This window comes from Telluria aromaticivorans, from assembly GCF_013003915.1.
Taxonomy (GTDB): domain Bacteria; phylum Pseudomonadota; class Gammaproteobacteria; order Burkholderiales; family Burkholderiaceae_D; genus Telluria; species Telluria aromaticivorans.
This window is the reverse complement of record NZ_JABAIV010000008.1, coordinates 48,813-64,507: the sequence shown is the minus strand read 5'-3', so window position 1 is coordinate 64,507 and position 15,695 is coordinate 48,813. Positions and strand designations below refer to the sequence as shown.

Annotated in this window: 10 protein-coding genes and 1 tRNA gene; 1 reads left to right on the top strand and 10 read right to left on the bottom strand. The window is 65.1% G+C overall.

Annotated features, from left to right (window positions below):
* The first annotated feature begins 309 nt into the window (after positions 1–309).
* Complete coding sequence (locus HGB41_RS19265; protein WP_171087487.1) at positions 310–771, top strand: hypothetical protein; 462 nt, start codon at positions 310–312, stop codon at positions 769–771.
* On the opposite strand, the gene HGB41_RS19260 is transcribed toward HGB41_RS19265, so the two are convergent.
* The 10 genes from HGB41_RS19260 to HGB41_RS19215 all read right to left on the bottom strand — a co-directional run bounded on the left by HGB41_RS19260 (position 760) and on the right by HGB41_RS19215 (position 15,689).
* Positions 760–833 (bottom strand) — tRNA-Gly (locus HGB41_RS19260). The genes HGB41_RS19265 and HGB41_RS19260 overlap by 12 nt on opposite strands.
* 117 nt (positions 834–950) lie before the next feature.
* A complete protein-coding gene (locus tag HGB41_RS23260; protein WP_229423121.1) occupies positions 951–1,643 on the bottom strand; it encodes a PEP-CTERM sorting domain-containing protein in 693 nt (230 codons plus the stop codon).
* Positions 1,644–1,808: 165 nt separating this feature from the next.
* Entirely contained in the window at positions 1,809–2,837 is a 1,029-nt protein-coding gene (locus HGB41_RS19250) for a TraB/GumN family protein (protein WP_171087485.1), read from the bottom strand.
* Between the two features lie 83 nt (positions 2,838–2,920).
* On the bottom strand, positions 2,921–4,939 hold the full coding sequence (locus HGB41_RS19245; protein ID WP_171087483.1) for a methyl-accepting chemotaxis protein: 2,019 nt from the start codon (positions 4,937–4,939) through the stop codon (positions 2,921–2,923).
* A 13-nt stretch (positions 4,940–4,952) separates the two neighbouring features.
* Complete coding sequence (locus tag HGB41_RS19240) at positions 4,953–5,738, bottom strand: TorF family putative porin (protein WP_171087481.1); 786 nt, start codon at positions 5,736–5,738, stop codon at positions 4,953–4,955.
* A 182-nt stretch (positions 5,739–5,920) separates the two neighbouring features.
* Positions 5,921–7,441, bottom strand: a complete 1,521-nt coding sequence (locus HGB41_RS19235; RefSeq protein WP_171087479.1) for a UdgX family uracil-DNA binding protein — start codon at positions 7,439–7,441, stop codon at positions 5,921–5,923.
* Entirely contained in the window at positions 7,438–8,667 is a 1,230-nt protein-coding gene (locus HGB41_RS19230) for a putative DNA modification/repair radical SAM protein (protein WP_171087476.1), read from the bottom strand. Before HGB41_RS19230 ends, HGB41_RS19235 begins: the two co-directional genes overlap by 4 nt.
* A 312-nt stretch (positions 8,668–8,979) precedes the next feature.
* Positions 8,980–11,739, bottom strand: coding sequence for a M16 family metallopeptidase (locus HGB41_RS19225; protein WP_171087474.1), 2,760 nt, complete (start codon positions 11,737–11,739; stop codon positions 8,980–8,982).
* A gap of 182 nt (positions 11,740–11,921) precedes the next feature.
* Positions 11,922–13,466 (bottom strand): SEL1-like repeat protein, encoded by a 1,545-nt coding sequence (locus HGB41_RS19220; RefSeq protein ID WP_171087473.1) that lies wholly within the window; start codon positions 13,464–13,466, stop codon positions 11,922–11,924.
* A 9-nt stretch (positions 13,467–13,475) separates the two neighbouring features.
* Positions 13,476–15,689, bottom strand: a complete 2,214-nt coding sequence (locus HGB41_RS19215; RefSeq protein WP_229423130.1) for a putative bifunctional diguanylate cyclase/phosphodiesterase — start codon at positions 15,687–15,689, stop codon at positions 13,476–13,478.
* Positions 15,690–15,695 lie beyond the last annotated feature (6 nt).

Below are 15,695 nucleotides of genomic sequence, written 5' to 3'. Positions count from 1 at the left end.
CGGGGTTTAGGCGACCCGGTCCGCGCGTGGTCGACCTTCACTACCTGAATCCAGGCTCCGTCATCGCGAACTTCGTCATCGACAGTCAAGGCAGGGGCCGATTCCCCAACAGGCATCGCTACCACGCGGCACTGTTAATCGGTTGCGGCGAGGCGTATCCGGCAAGGTAACGAGCATCGAGGTAATGGACCAGTGGGTTGGGGCGCCGGTACCGCGGCGCGACAAGCGCGCCTACAGCCCCGAAGAGGCCAATCGGTATGGCATTGCGCCAGCTGACATTGCCAACGAATTCTATGTCGTGGTGAAAGCATGAGGCTTCCGATTCTATTTTTTTGCTTGCCCTGGCTCCGCACGCGCACGGACAAACCGGTCGAGTGCCCGAAGTTCTATCCGTCGGAAGACACCGTCCTTGCTGAGGTGCCCTATCGCCACCAGGGAATAGGGATGGTGCCGAAGGCATGGCTGCAGGGTGCATCTGCCTATCTCGGTGAATTCAACTGCCGGACAGAACTGCAGGGCCTGCGCAAGGATGTGAAGGAGGATTCGATGTGCAGCACGGGTTTTCGCCGGGGAGCCGAAGGGGCTGGTCTGCACTTACGGGACCGGCGACATTGCGTGGTGGGAGCAGCTCGACAGCAGTTTCACCTGCTCGCCCTTAGAGTCCAGCTTCGGCTCGGGCTGCAATGTCTTGCTGTGAAGCTTTGTGGAGCGATATGGATTGTGTGGGGCGAGGAAAAACGGATTTCTGTCGTCTTTCACTGGAGCGGGTGAAGGGAATCGAACCCTCGTCGTAAGCTTGGGAAGCTTCTGCTCTACCATTGAGCTACACCCGCGGTGCTCCAGCATTCTACGCGTGTTCGGGTTTCTTTGACAAATTCCTAATGTGGCCAATGGAAAACAAAACGCCCGATGCAGCGCACCGGGCGTTGTTCCATCTCAAGCCGGAAAAATTACTTCGCTTGCTTGCGGCGGCGTGCCGCCAGCAGGCCGGCCATGCCAAGGCCCAGCAGTGCCAGCGGGCCTGGTTCAGGCACCTGGACGTTGATGGCGCTGCGCGCTACTTCGACGCCATCGCGCAGGGCGATCAGGGCGAAGCTGTACTGGCCCGCTGCCAGTGGATCGAAGGCGCCGGCTGGCGGGGTGATGATGCCTGGCAGAGTCGCCGACAGGAAGCTGAACGACAGGTTCTGCGAGTTCTCATGGGTCGTGCCCCCGACGAACGGGGTCAGGTTCCACATGCCCATCTGCGACGAATCGGTGCCGACGCCGGCATCGAAGTCATACAGCAGGGCGTAGGTCAAGCCGTTGCTGGCCAGGTTTTGCGCACTGTCGTTGATGTAGTAATTGAAGTTCCAGGTCGCGCGCGGCGGCATGCCCGGTGTGCTGCCGGTATTCGCGAAATAGGTGCCGGCGCCGTCATGGCCCAGGTTGGGGCCGACCAGGCGCTGGGTGGCGGCCATGCCGAGGGTCAGCGAACCGTAGGTGGTGATCGCCGACGGGTCGGTCGGGATGCCCTTGCCGCCGTAGGTGGCGCCGGCAAGGTTCGAGAACGTCGTATAGGTCGGGGTGACCGGCGCGGCGATGGCAGCGAACGATGCGGAGGTCAGGACGAGTGCGGCGAGCAGGCGCGATGCGGTGAACATGAAAATCCCTTTTTTGGTTAGGCAACGACTATTGAGTACGTTACCTAACATAAGCAATTTTCAAGCCAACAATTCGCATTCGTCAAACTTTCATTAAAATCAATTAGTTATGATTTATTTATTTTCACTAGGAAATTGATTGTAAGAATCTTCGACAGTGGAATTCTATTCTGGCTGCTCGACTTTATAGCCTTTGGCCGCCAGCATTGCTAGGTAGCCCTTTGGATTGAGCACATCTTTCATTGCGAGCACGGCGAACGTCGAGGCGTTCCGTGCCAGCGCTGCCTCCGCATTGGCGAGCCACATGGCGCGCAGGCGCGGTTCGGCGCCCTGGAAGGTGGGGTTGTCACGCACGGCGGCGCTGTTCATGATGACGTTGGTGCAGCTTTCCTGCTGGTCCACGAAGTCCAGCTTGCGGATACCGTCGATGTCGCCCTTGGCCCAGGCGTTGGCGCGCAGGCGCATCGCCTCGATATCGGTCTCCAGGCGGCTCAATGTGGCGGCGAAGCAGGCCGCATCGTCGAGCGGCGACTTCTTGAAGTCCTTGATGACGCGGCGCGCGTTCTCAATCGGCAGCGAGAGCACGGTTTTCGTGACGGTGAGCTTCCTGGCGTCGACGATCTTCTCGACCTGCTTGCGCACATCGGTGCTGGTGGTGAGGCCGGCCTGCTTCATGGCGGCGCTGAATAATTGATTGGCCACGAAGATCGGCCGCTCGCGCTCCTTATTTTTTGGCAGGTATTTTTCCTTGAGCGGCAGCCAGCGCGCGTAGACGTCGGCCGGGAGCACGTCGCGCAGGGTGGCGCCGTCGGGATTGTCGTTGATGCCGATGAGCAGGGGCAGCGCCATCAAGCCCTGCAGGTAACCGATGTCGACCTTGCCCATCGGCGGCGCCAGGTATTCCTGCGAGCGCCCGATGACGGCTTCGACCTCATGCGAGCGCCAGTCCATCTTGACCGGCAGTGGCGAATAAGTCCCGAAGATCCACAGCACGTGGTCGTCCTTCGACACCTTCCACATGCCGGGGCCGGGCTTCTGGCCGACCACCAGGATCTGTTCCGGCGCGGCCGTTGCCTCTGCCGGGGCCTCGGTGGAGACCGCAGGCTGGGGCGCCGCCGGGTCGGCCGACTGGCCCCAGGACGGCGCTGCTACGAAGGCCAGGCACAGCGCCGGGAGGAGTGCGAATTTCAGCATCGGGACATCCTTGTTGTTGGTTGTCCGTCAAGCTTAGCTCTGCAATATGAGCCGATCCTTAAACCCGGCGACGCCGGGTCATTTCATGCCGCCTGCATGGCCAGGCGCGCCGGGGCTGCACGCGTGGCTGGCTGCGGGCGCGTAGCACCCTCGAGCTTGAACTCGCCCACCAGCGCCACCAGGGTGGCCGCCTGCTGCTGCAGGCTTTCCGCCGCCGCTGCCGCTTCTTCCACCAGCGCCGCGTTCTGCTGGGTCACGCCGTCCATTTGCACGATGGCCTGGTTGACCTGGCCGATGCCGGTGCTCTGCTCTGCGCTGGCGGCGCTGATCTCGGCGACGATGTCGCTGACGCGGCGCACGCTGGCCACCACGTCGCCCATGGTCTTGCCGGCCTCTGCCACCAGTTCGCTGCCCACGCCGACCTTCTCGACCGACGCGCCGATCAGGGTCTTGATTTCCTTGGCGGCGGCGGCGCTGCGCTGTGCCAGGTTGCGCACCTCGGTGGCGACGACCGCGAAGCCGCGGCCCTGCTCACCGGCGCGCGCCGCTTCGACGGCGGCGTTCAGCGCCAGGATATTGGTCTGGAAGGCGATGCCGTCGATGACACCGATGATGTCGACGACCTTCTTCGACGAATCGCTGATCGAGGCCATCGTGCTTACCACCTGGGCGACCACGTCGCCACCGCGCACGGCGATCGCGCTGGCCGATTCGGCCAGCTGGTTGGCCTGGCGCGCATTGTCTGCGTTCTGCCTGACCGTGCCGTTCAGCTCTTCCATCGAGGCCGCGGTTTCTTCCAGCGCACTGGCCTGCTGCTCGGTGCGCACCGACAGGTCGGCATTACCCTGGCGGATTTCGCTCGATGCCACGGCGACTGCGTCCGAGCTGGTGCTGACACGGGCCAGCACGTCCTGGATCTTGGCGACGAAGCCGTTGAAGCCTGCCGCGATCTGCGCCAGTTCATCCTTGCCGCGCGCGTCGAGGCGTGCGCTCAGGTCAGCGTTGCCGCTGGAGAGGTCGGTCATCGTCGCGCTCAGTTTGCGCAGCGGGCGGGTCAGGCGGCGCAGGACCGACACCATCACGAAGGCCGCGACGATGGCGCAGATGATCGAGACGATTGCCGCATAGCCGGCCAGTTCACGCGAGGACGCAGTCGCCACGCTTTCCGGGAAGGCCAGCGCGATCGCCCACGGCGCGATATCCGCATGCAGGCGCACCGGCTGCAGCATGTGAACCATGCCTTTGGCGTCGACATACTGGTAGGCCTTGCCGCTCTTGACGGCGTCGAGCGCGGCGGCCGGCAGGTCGTCCGCCTTCTTGCCATTGCGCTCGGCGACCGGATGGCTGGCATACAGGCCGCCGTTCGACACCAGCGCCAGCGAACCGCCTTCCATGAACTTCATGCCGGCCAGGATCGCCGACAGCTTGGTCAGCGGGAAATCGGCCGTGGTCACGCCGATGACCTTGCCATCGACCTTGACCGGCGCCGCCAGTGAGGCGATCAGGACGTTCTTGCCGTCGATCGGGTACTGGTAGGGTTCGGTGAAGTGGACGCGGCCGGTAGCCTTCGGCACGTCGTACCAGTCGTTGGCGCCTGCTGTGGGCAGGAAGACGATCGGCTCGATCTTCGGGTTGCCGTCGGCGCCCCGGGTGAAGTAGGGCATATGGCGGCCGGTCGCATCGTAGTGAGGCCCCTTGCCTGCGTATTCAGCATCCTTGCCGTCGAGCGCTTCCGGCTCGAAGGCGACCGACATGCCGATCACGTCGGCGTTGCTGCGCAGCGCATTCCAGACCATGTCGTTGACCTGGTCGCGCTGCAGGGGCAGCGCCGAGGCACGGGTCGCGCCCATCACACCCGACATGCTGCTGACAGCAGCCAGGTTGGCGCCAATCCGGCTTTCCAGCGCGGTCGCGGCTTCACGTGCCGCAGTGTGGGCCTGCTCGAAAGCGGCGGCTTCCGCGTTGGCGCTGCTCTTGATGGCAATGAAGGTCGAAGTGACGCCCATGCTGAGCACCACCAGGGTAGTAGCGGTGGCGCAGATCTTGGCGGTCAGCGAAAGGGATACGCCACGCGAGCGGCGGGACTGCGTCTGGTTGGTCATGGTCGTCTCGGTATCAGAAAGTGCGCGCCAGGCTCACGGCAAGCGTGCCCTTGGCAGGATTGGAAGTGGCAAGGGCGCCGCCGGCACGCAGCATGCCGGTGGTGTAGCGGTCATAGGCATCGGTGGCGCCCCATGCGCGGGTGTACGCGGCAGCGACGCTCCAGCCGCCTTCGAACGACTTGGTGGCGCCGGCCTTGATGTCGCGCCAGTCCCAGATGTCGTTGCCGCGGCCTGCGACACGGCCGTCCCCCGCGTGCAGGTTGAGGGTATAGCCGCCGCCGAGGTCCTGGTTGGCGCCGATGTCCAGGTAGCCGGTGCCGCGCGCGTTGGTGATGCCGAAGAAGTCGCGCGAGACGGTGCGGGCGTATTTGGCATAAAAGGCGCCATAGCTCAGGCCCGGCACCAGTTCGGTGTAGTCGTACTTCACGCCGGCGAGGCTGGCGCCCGGGTAGCGGTAATGCACGGCCAAAAGGCTGACGCCTACCTGTCCCAGCGTGCCGGTGTAGCCGCCGTACAGGTCCCACTCGACGCGGCCGCCTTCGATAAAGCGGTCGCTGACGGTCGACACCCAGGTGCCAGCCGACCAGCCACTGGCGTGCACTGCATCGACGCCTGCCTGCAGCGCGGGGCGGCCCCAGCTCTGGCGGATGCCGCGCGAAACGTATTGCGAAGCGATGGTGGCCGTGGACGTGAGGGCCAGCGCGGCGGGCCGGGACGCAGTTGGAGTGGCGTCGGCGTGGGCGGCTGGCATGGCCAGCACCAAGAGGGAAACCGGCAAGAGCCGGGAAAGAGCGGTCATGGTTGTCTCGTGAAAGTCGGCGGAGGCGACGGCAGGTGCAAGGCCTCCCGCCCGATGGCAATTAATGCCGTACGGAAATTCTACGAGATGAAAGTGAGTATTGACGGAATTGTGACTCGTTCGATAACGAGATATTTCACATCATGCGTCCTTGGCGCAACACTTAGCTGCGCGGCGTGGATTCAGTCCGGGCCAGGGACGTCAGGCTGCTCCAGCAATTCATGCGCCAGCTTCAGGCCCTTGACCATGATCGAAAACGCCTCCTGCCTGGCCGCTTCGTCGGGCACGCGCAGCACGTAGGACGGGTGATAAATCGTCACCACCCAGCGCCCTTCGTGGCGTACCGATTTGCCGAGCGTGTCCTTGAGCGTGACCGTGCTTCTACCCAGCACCGACTTGAGTGCGGTGGAGCCCATGGCGACGATGACCTTCGGCCTGACTGCGTCCAGTTCTTTCTCGAGCCAGTAATGGCAGGCCTCGACCTCGCGCTGGGCCGGGGTCTTGTGGATGCGGCGCTTGCCCTTGGGCTCCCACTTGAAATGCTTGACGGCGTTGGTGAGGTAAATGCTCTTGCGGTCGACTTCGGCCTGCGCAAACACGCGGTCGAGCAGCTTGCCGGCCGGGCCGACGAAAGGTTTGCCGGCCAGGTCTTCCTGGTCGCCGGGCTGCTCGCCCACGACCATGATCGGGGCGCCGCCTTTGGAACCCCTTGGGCCTTCGCCGGGAACGGCTTGGGTCGCGTACTGCCACAGCTCGCAGCGCCGGCATTCGTCGAGCTTCGAGGGCTGCTCGCGGTCCGGCTGCGCCTTCTCGGCCGTGATCGGGATGGTGGCGCCGCTCTTGCGGCCGACGGTATCCACCTGGCCGATCTTGCGCGCGCCGAGTTCGGCCTGGCTCACCATCGACGGCACGATCGCGCCCTCGGGCAGGTTCTTCCAGAAGCGCGACGGGATATGGCTTTGCATCAGCTGGGCATTGACGCGGGCCGGGTTGAAGATGCTGCGGTAATAGGTAAGCCAGAGCGCCTCGCCGGCGTCATCCAGGTCGGCCGCGCTCGACATCAGGGGACCGGTATTGTGCAGCGTGGCGCCGTCCCACAGCACGCTGGCTTCGGGCGTGGCGATCATCCAGCTGGTCTTGCCCATGCGCGCCACGAAGTGTTCGGCCACCTGCGGCAGCACGTCGTGGGCCGGTTCGAACCAGGCCACGAAGCGCGGCGCGCCGGCTTCGATCGGACGCTCGCGGAACCGGATATAGGCATGCATGTCGTGCTCCTCGCGGCGCACCGCCTTGGCCATGCCGTGCAGGCGCGACCCGTCCGGATCGGCCGGCGACTGCACGTCGTGCTCGCCCTGCTGCCAGCGCCACAGCACCCGATATAAAAAAGCCCAGCGGTCGGGGGCGCGGAAGCCGGCGGCTTTTTGGAGCATATCGAGCAAAGAGCGGGGCACGACGGTTGCGGCTTGTTTCGGCGGCTGCGCTTGTTGTGTTGGAATGGCCTGACTATGCGTTTGCCCGCCAGGGGCCGGCGCACCCGAAAACAAATCGCCGCTGCCGTTCGAATCAAGCGTGCCCCAGGTGACCGCTTCGGGCGGCACACCAGCCCGCAGCAGCTCGCGCGCGGCCGTGCGCCACTCGCCGAAGCTGTTCACCTGCAGCAGCTGGCCATTGGCGGCGGCCGTGACGGCGGCCGGCTCGTTCATGCTGCCTGCAGCTCCGGCCACAAATTCATCTGCTCGGGCGCATCGGCCAGGTGGCGCCGCAGGATATGGGAGCTGGCGGCACCCTGCACCGGCTTGTAGTCGGCCGTGATGATGAAGGGCGACAGCTTCTTCATGCTGCAGCGCAGGCGCGACAGGTCTTCCCAGCGCACGCGGCGGATGCGGCGCAGGTCGATGATGCGTTTGGCGTTGCGCAGGCCGATGCCGGGCACGCGCGCGATCATGGTTTCGTCGGCGCGGTTCAGGTCCATCGGGAAGTGCTCGCGGTTGGTTAGCGCCCAGGCCAGCTTGGGGTCGACGTCGAGCGCCAGGTTGCCCGCTTCCGGCATCAGTTCGCCCACGGTGAAGCCGTAGCCGCGCAACAAAAAGTCGGCCTGGTACAGGCGGTGCTCGCGCAGCAGCGGCGGCGGCGCCAGCGGCACGCTTTTCGGGCTTTGCGGGATCGGGCTGAAGGCCGAGTAGTACACGCGCTTGAGCTTGTAGCTGCCGTAGAGGGTTTCGGCCGTGTTCAGGATGGTCTGGTCGTCGCTGGCGTCGGCGCCGACGATCATCTGCGTGCTCTGGCCGGCCGGCGCGAAGGCGGGCGCCTTCGGTTCCTCGGCCTTTTCGTCGAGCTTGCGGCGGATCGAACCCATCGCCAGCTTGATCGTGTGGACGTTCTTTTCCGGCGCCAGGCGGGTCACGCTGTCGTGGGTCGGCAGCTCGATGTTGACCGACAGGCGGTCGGCCCAGCGTCCCGCCTCGGCGATCAGCAGCGGGTCCGCATCGGGAATGGTCTTGAGGTGGATGTAGCCACGGAAGTTGTGCACTTCGCGCAGCTGGCGCGCCACGGCCACCAGCTGCTCCATCGTGTAGTCGGACGACTGGATGATGCCCGAGCTCAGGAACAGGCCGTCGATGTAGTTGCGGATGTAGAAATCGTGCGTGAGCTTGACTACTTCGTCCACCGAGAAGCGGGCGCGCGGCACGTTCGAGCTGCGGCGGTTGATGCAGTACTGGCAGTCGTAGACGCAGAAATTGGTCAGCAGGATCTTGAGCAGCGAGACGCAGCGGCCATCCGGCGTATAGCTGTGGCAGATCCCCATGCCGGTGGTGGCGCCCAGGCCATCCTTGCCCTCGGAACCACGCTTCGGCGCGCCACTGCTGGCGCAGGACGCGTCGTATTTCGCAGCGTCGGCCAGGATTTCCAGCTTGTCGTTGAGTTCCATCGTGAGCGATCGGACTGTATGGGCATACAGTATACTATCGCGTGCGCAGGGACAGTGTCACTGAGGTCAAAACTGCGCGCCAGGGGCGGTTCAATGGTGGTGCAAGGTGACTTACATGGTACGCATCCAACTCGGGTTCCGGCCTTCGCCGGAACGACGGTTTCGAGAATAGCGAATTGAGTTAGCGTTACCACCTGGCCCGCTCCCTTAAAACCGTCGTCCCGGCGAAGGCCGGGACCCAATTCCGTAGCGCAGCCACTAGTGCATAAAAAACCCGGTTCAAGAACCGGGTTTTCCACAAAACAAGAGCAATCAGCGCAACGGCTTTCCGTCCACATCCACCACGCTCACCTCGCCCCACCCCAGCGAACGCACCCCCGCCTCGATCTTGCGCAGGTCGCCAATCACCATCCACACCACCTCGTCCGGCTTGATGAACTTGCCTGATGCCCCGCCCAGCTGCGCCGGCGTGAGCGCGCGCACGCTCAAGGCATAACGGTTCCAGTAATCGTCCGCCAGGCCCTGGTTGACGGTCGACAGCGCCGCCGACTCGAGCGCGTCGAGTGTCGCGAAGCGGCCCGGCAGGCGCGCAGTCATGTTACGCATGATCGACTCATACTCCGTCCCGACGAGCGGACGCTCGCCCGCCACGCCGCGCAGTTCCTTCTGCACTTCCTTCATCGCTTCGATCGTCTTGTCGGTCTGCACCGGCGCGACCACGATGAAAGGGCGCTGGCCGCGTACTTCCGACAGGCGCGCGCTGGTGCCGTAGCTCCAGTGCTTGTCCAGGCGCAGGTTGCGGTTCAGGCGCGAGGTGGCAATGCCACCGAAGTTGGCCATCACCGGTTCCATCGCCAGGTCTTCCGGCTGGCCATAGGCCAGCGAAACGTGGGTGGCGACGATGGTCGATTGCGGCGCGTCGGGTTTGTCGACCAGGATCAGGCGCTTGCCCGCGGTGGCCGGCACGGTGGCCATCTTCTTGGCCGGCGCGCTGCCTCCCTGCCAGCGGCCGAAGCTCGCTTCCAGCGCGGGCAGCAGCCTGGCCATGGTGGTGTCGCCGGTGACGACGATGGTGGCGCTGCCCGGCTTGAACCAGGCCGCATGCCATGCGGCGAGGTCGTCGCGCGTGATGCCCTGCACGCTGCCTTCGAAGCCGCTGGCCGGCTTGCCATAGGCGTGTTCCTGGCCATACAGCACACCCGGCACCAGGCGCAGGGCCAGGCTGTTCGGATTGGCCTTTTCCTGGCCGATCTGGGCGATGCGGCGGCCCTTCGACAGCGTGAACTGGTCTTGCGGGAAGGCTGGGGCCAGCGCGGCGTCGGCCATCAGGTTCAGGGACGACGCCAGGTTGGCGCTGGTTCCCTGCAGGCGCACCAGCGACAGGTCTTGCGTGGTGGCGGTGGACAGGCGCGCGCCCAGGTTTTCCAGCGCATCGTTCAGGGCAAAAGCGTCGCGGGTCTTGCTGCCCTTATCTAACAGGTCGAGCGCTAGCGAGGCGGCGCCGGCCCTGGCCGTGGTGTCGGATGCAGCACCAGCATCGACCGCCAGCGCGACGTTGACGATCGGCGCCGAATGACGCTCGAGCAGCACGACCTTCAGGCCGTTCTTCAGTTGCGCGCGCTGCAGGGCCGGGAAGCTCACGTCCGGCGCGTCGCCGAGTGAAGGCAGCTTCTTGCGGTCGAGCGTCGACTTGACGGCTGCCAGCTTCGGCATTGGCGCCACCGTCATCGTGTAGTGGTGGGCGCGCAGCCAGCGGTTGGCAGCAAGCTTCACGTCCGCCGGCGTGCTGGTGGCGAACAGTTCGAGGCGGTCGAGGTAGGCGTCCGGCTTGCCGCCATAGGTCATGCTTTCGGCCAGCACGTCGGAACGGCCGCCAAAGCCGCCCACGCGCTCCAGGCTGCGCGAGAAGTCGGCCAGCTCGCGGGTTTTCACGCGCTGTAGTTCGGCCGCCGTCGGTCCCTTGTCGAGCAGGTCGGCCAGCACGCGGTCCATCTCGCGCTCCACTTCCGACGCATCGGCGCCCGGCTTGACGGTGGCGATGAGGTTGAAGGTGCCGCCCAGCTCCGCGTCGTTCACGTACGCGGAGACGTTGGTGGCCAGGCCCTTCTCGTATACGAGGCGCTTGTCGAGGCGCGCGCTCTTCGAGCCGGCCAGCACGGCGGCCAGCAAATTCAGGCGCTGGGTGTCGGCATCACGCCAGGACGAGACATGCCAGCTGCGGTAGATGCGCACCTGCGGCACGTGGTCTTCCATCTCGTCGCGGATGTTGCGGTCGAGTTGCGGGATCCACTTTTCGGTGCGCGGCAGCGGCGGACCTGGCGGGATCGCGCCGAAGTATTTGTTCACCAGTTCATAGGCGCGCTCCGGCGTGATGTCGCCGGCCAGCGAGATCACCGCGTTGTTCGGGCCATAATAGGTGCGGTACCACTCCTTGATGTCGTCCAACGAAGCGGCCTGCAGGTCTTCCATGCTGCCGATGGTCGACCACGAATACGGGTGCGAGTACGGGTACATCTTGGCCGAGACCTCCAGGCGCACGCGCCCGTAGGGCTGGTTCTCGCCCTGGCGCTTCTCGTTCTGCACCACGCCGCGCTCGCGCTCGAGCATCTCTTTCGAGATGTAGTTGCCGAGGAAGCCCATGCGGTCCGACTCGAGGAACAGGGTGCGCTCCAGCGCCGACACCGGCACGTCTTCGAAGAAGTTGGTGCGGTCGGTATTCGTGGTGCCGTTGCGGTTGTTCGCGCCCAGGTCGTCCATCGCCTCGCGGAAGCCGTGCGGGTAGTTCTCGGAGCCGTTGAAGAAGAAGTGCTCGAACAGGTGCGCGAAGCCGGTCTTGCCGCGCTTCTCGTTGCGCGAACCGACGTGGTACCACATGTTCACGCCGACCACCGGCACGCTTTTATCGGTGTGGACCAGCAGGGTCAGGCCATTGGGGAGCACGAACTTTTTATGGTCGATGCTGTAGGCCTTGCGGTCGAAGGTAGTTGGCTTGGCGGTTGGTGTGGCGGCTTGCGAAGGCAGGGCTGCGAAGGCGGATACGCCGAGCAGCAGCGGGAGGACGAGTTTTTTCATGGGCGTCTCGGGGCGGGTTATTGTAGTGATGGCCGTCCGCGCATGTGCTGGTTGAACGCGCGGTCGGCATAGCCGACCACCCTACAATAATCGGTCCGCCGGCACTAGCGAAACTGCATGCATACGTAGGGTGGGCAGGTCTCCTGCCCGCGCGTTCAAATCCCGGCTGAGCAGCCAAGAAATTACACGAACCCCTGCGCCTGCGCCAACAACTGCGGCTCCATGCGCACCGCAATCTTCTTCAAATAACCTGCTGCCGCCCCCACGCCCGCCCCCCCGGCGCGCTGCAGCCAGCCATACGCTTCGACCAGGTCGCGCTGCACGCCCTGCCCGGCCGAATACATCACGCCGAGGTTGAACTGGGCGCGTGCATGGCCCTGGCGCGCGGCGCACAGGTACCAGAAATGCGCGGCTTCGTAATCGCGCTCGATGCCCTTGCCGCAGTCGTGGCGCAGGCCCAGCTCGAACTGGGCCAGCGCGTGGCCCTGGTCGGCCGCTTTGTGGAACCAGTCGGTCGCTTCGATCGGGTTGCCGTGGTCGGAGCGGTCGAGCAGTGAGCCGACCATGTACTGGGCCGGGGCGTAATCCTGGTGCGCGGCGCGGCGGTACCATTCCAGCGCCTGTGCTTCGTCGCGCGCCACGCCGACCCCGCCTTCATAGCGCAGGCCGAGGTCGAACTGAGCACGCAAGTGGCCCTGCTCGGCGGCCTTGCGGTACCAGAGCACTGCCTGTTCCGGGTCGTTCGGTACGCCGGTGCCTGCATCGTACAGCTGGGCGAGGTGGTACTGGGCCGAGGGCATGCCCTGCTCGGCCGCCTTGCGGTACCAGTGGGCGGCTTGCGCCGGGTCGCAGTCGACGCCCTGCCCATGCTCATAGCGCACGCCCAGGTTGTCCTGGGCGCCGGCGTGGCCCTGTTCGGCCGCGCGGCGGTACCAGGCCAGGGCCAGCGCTTCGTTGCGCGGCAGGCCGTGGCCACTGTCGTAAATCAGGGCGAGGTTGAACTGCGAGCTTGTGTGGCCCTGCTCGGCGGCGCGGCCGTACCAGAGCAGCGCGCGGCTGCTGTCCTGGTCGACGTCCTGGCCCTTGTCGTAGCGCAGCCCGAGGTTGAACTGGGCCGGCGCATAGCCCTGCTCGGCGGCCTTGCGGAACCATTCGACGGCGGCATCGCCGCTGCTGCGCAGCGCGAGGCTGAACTGCGAGCGCGCGTAGCCCTGCTCGGCGGCGCGGCGGTACCACATGGCAGCGGCGTCGAAATCCTGCGGTACGCCCTTGCCGGTCTCGTACATCATGCCGAGGTTGTGCTGGGCGCCTGGCTCTCCCTGGTCGGCGGCCTGGCTGAACCACTGCAAGGCTTGCTGCACGTCGTTCGGCACGCCCTGGCCCTTGGCATACAGCCAGCCCAGGTTGTATTGCGCCGGCGCGTAGCCCTGTTCGGCGGCGCGGCGGTACCAGTAGGCGGCCTGGCCGTAATCCTGCGCCACGCCCTGGCCCTTCTGGAACATCACGCCGAGGTTGTACTGCGCCAGCTCCAGGCCGGCGCTGGCCGCCATGCGGTACCAGGCCACGGCCAGTTCGAAGTTCTGCGGCACGCCCTGGCCGCTGGCATACATGAAGCCCAGGCTGTGCTGGGCGGTCGGGGCGCCGCGCTCGGCCAGTCCTTTGACGCGCAGGAATTCTGCCGTGTGGCGGCCTTCCTGGTCGCTGGGCTGGGCGGGAATGTCGAGCATGGCGGCGGCTTACGCCTGGATGGCGCGCAGGCCGAACAGCGTCGGCTGGGTGCGCAGCGCCTTCATGAATTCGCCCAGCGGGATCGGGCGGTAGTACAAATAGCCCTGCATCGTCATGCAGCCGTTGGCGCGCAGGTAGCGCGCCTGCTCTTCGGTCTCGACGCCTTCCGCGATCAGGTTCAGCCCGAGGCCGCGTGCGATCGAGATGATCGCCAGGATGACCGGGTAGTGCCCGCCCTCTTCGTGGATTTCCTTCACGAAGGACTGGTCGATCTTGACGGTATGGATCGGGAAACGGTGCAGGTAGGACAGCGACGAATAGCCGGTGCCGAAATCGTCGATCGCCACCGACACGCCGAGCTGGCACAGTTTATGGAGCTGCTCGATCGCATACTGCGGGTTGCGGATGCAGATGTTCTCGGTGATCTCGACTTCGATCTGGGACGGCGCAATCGCATAGCGCACCAGGGCGTTGCGCATCTTCTCGAAGAAGTCGCCGCGGTCGAGGTATTGCGGCGACAGGTTCAGCGACAGGCGCACGTGGTCGTTGCCGGACGAATTCCACTGCAGCATGTCGCGGCACAGCGCGCCGATCATCCAGTCCGAGATCGGCAGCATCAGGCCGTTCTCTTCGGCGAAGGGCAGGAATTCGCCGGCCGACAGCACGCCGCGGGTCGGGTGGTTCCAGCGCATCAGCGCCTCGGCGCCGACGATGCGGCCGGTCAGCGCATCGATCTGCGGCTGGTAATACATCTCCAGCTCGTCCTGCTCGAGCGCGCGGCGCAGCGCCTGTTCCAGCGCGATCTTCTGGTGCGAGACGTCCAGCATCGACGTGTGATAGAAGCTGTGGCCGTTCTTGCCGAGCGCTTTCACCTGGTACATCGCGATGTCGGCGTGGCGCAGCAGCTCGTCGATCGATTCGCCGTCGGTCGGGTAGATCGCGATGCCGATCGAGGCCGAGATGTGCACTTCGTGGCCATCCAGGTCGAAGGGACGCTGCAGCGTTTCCAGGAACTTGTCGGCGACCATGCGCGCGTCGTCGCGGTCGCGCAACTCGGGGAGCACGATGGTGAATTCGTCGCCGCCCTGGCGCGCCAGCGTATCGCCCTTGCGCAGGCAATCCTTCAGGCGGGTGGCGGCCTGCTGCAGCAGCTCGTCGCCCTTGACGTGCCCTAACGTGTCGTTCACCAGCTTGAAGCGGTCCAGGTCGATGAACATCACCGCGAGCTCGGTCTGCTTGCGCTTGGCCTGGATCACGGCCAGCCCGAGGCGGTCCTTGAACAGGATGCGGTTCGGCAGGTCGGTCAGGATGTCGTGGTAGGCCTGGTACGAGATGACTTCTTCGGCGCGCTTTCGGTCGGTGATGTCGCGCGCCACGCCATACGTGCCGAAGAACTCGAGCTTCTTCACTTCCTGGTCGGGCACGTGCATGCCGATCGCATTGAGCGAAATCGTCATCAGGGTGGTGTTGAAGGTGCGGTCGTTGCTGTTCCCGCCGCGGCATTTCAGGCGCAGCTCGACGTTGCGCGACGCGCGATCGTCGACGCGGCGCTCGTTGAACACGTAGCGCGCGCGCTCCAGGTCTTCTTCGTGCACCAGGGTCGAATAATGCTTGCCGAGCAGTTCGTCACGCGAATAGCCGAGCAGCTGGTAGGCGCGGTCGTTCACGAAAGTGAAGCGGCCTTCGTGGTTCAGCGTGTAGATGATGTCCGGCGACGAATCCACCAGGTAGCGGTACATCTTCTCGGAGTTTTCGAGCTGATTGGCCATGCGCTCGTTCTCGAGCGCCAGGCGGCGGCCCTTGAGCGCGTTGGCGACGGTGGCCAGCAGCTCTTCGCGCGCGTAGGGCTTGCGCAGGTAATCGTAGGCGCCGCGCTTGAGGGCGCCGATGGCCGCGTCGATGCCGACTTCGCCGCTCATCACGATGACGTCCGCGTCGATGCCCTTCTGGTTGATGAAGTCCATGATCTCGTGGCCGCCGATGTCCGGCAGGCGCAGGTCGAGCAGGACCAGGTCGAAACGCAGGCGCGACAGGTGGGCCAGGGCCTCGCTGCCCGAGGATGCGGTAGTCAGCTGGAAGCCGCGGCCCTGGAGCAGCTCGTACAGCGACGAGAGCAGGCGCGGTTCATCGTCGACCAGCAGCAGGCGTGGCTGGCTGTCGGTCTCCAGGGTAGCGGAAAACGGTGCGGGTTCGCCGGCGAACATGGCGTTGTGCGCGTTCATCATGAC

Coding starts and splice junctions, on each gene's coding strand:
- HGB41_RS19265 (WP_171087487.1), top strand. CDS start 310: ATGAGGCTTCCGATTCTATTTTTTTGCTTGCCCTGGCTCCGCACGCGC.
- HGB41_RS23260 (WP_229423121.1), bottom strand. CDS start 1,643: ATGTTCACCGCATCGCGCCTGCTCGCCGCACTCGTCCTGACCTCCGCA.
- HGB41_RS19250 (WP_171087485.1), bottom strand. CDS start 2,837: ATGCTGAAATTCGCACTCCTCCCGGCGCTGTGCCTGGCCTTCGTAGCA.
- HGB41_RS19245 (WP_171087483.1), bottom strand. CDS start 4,939: ATGACCAACCAGACGCAGTCCCGCCGCTCGCGTGGCGTATCCCTTTCG.
- HGB41_RS19240 (WP_171087481.1), bottom strand. CDS start 5,738: ATGACCGCTCTTTCCCGGCTCTTGCCGGTTTCCCTCTTGGTGCTGGCC.
- HGB41_RS19235 (WP_171087479.1), bottom strand. CDS start 7,441: ATGAACGAGCCGGCCGCCGTCACGGCCGCCGCCAATGGCCAGCTGCTG.
- HGB41_RS19230 (WP_171087476.1), bottom strand. CDS start 8,667: ATGGAACTCAACGACAAGCTGGAAATCCTGGCCGACGCTGCGAAATAC.
- HGB41_RS19225 (WP_171087474.1), bottom strand. CDS start 11,739: ATGAAAAAACTCGTCCTCCCGCTGCTGCTCGGCGTATCCGCCTTCGCA.
- HGB41_RS19220 (WP_171087473.1), bottom strand. CDS start 13,466: ATGCTCGACATTCCCGCCCAGCCCAGCGACCAGGAAGGCCGCCACACG.
- HGB41_RS19215 (WP_229423130.1), bottom strand. CDS start 15,689: ATGAACGCGCACAACGCCATGTTCGCCGGCGAACCCGCACCGTTTTCC.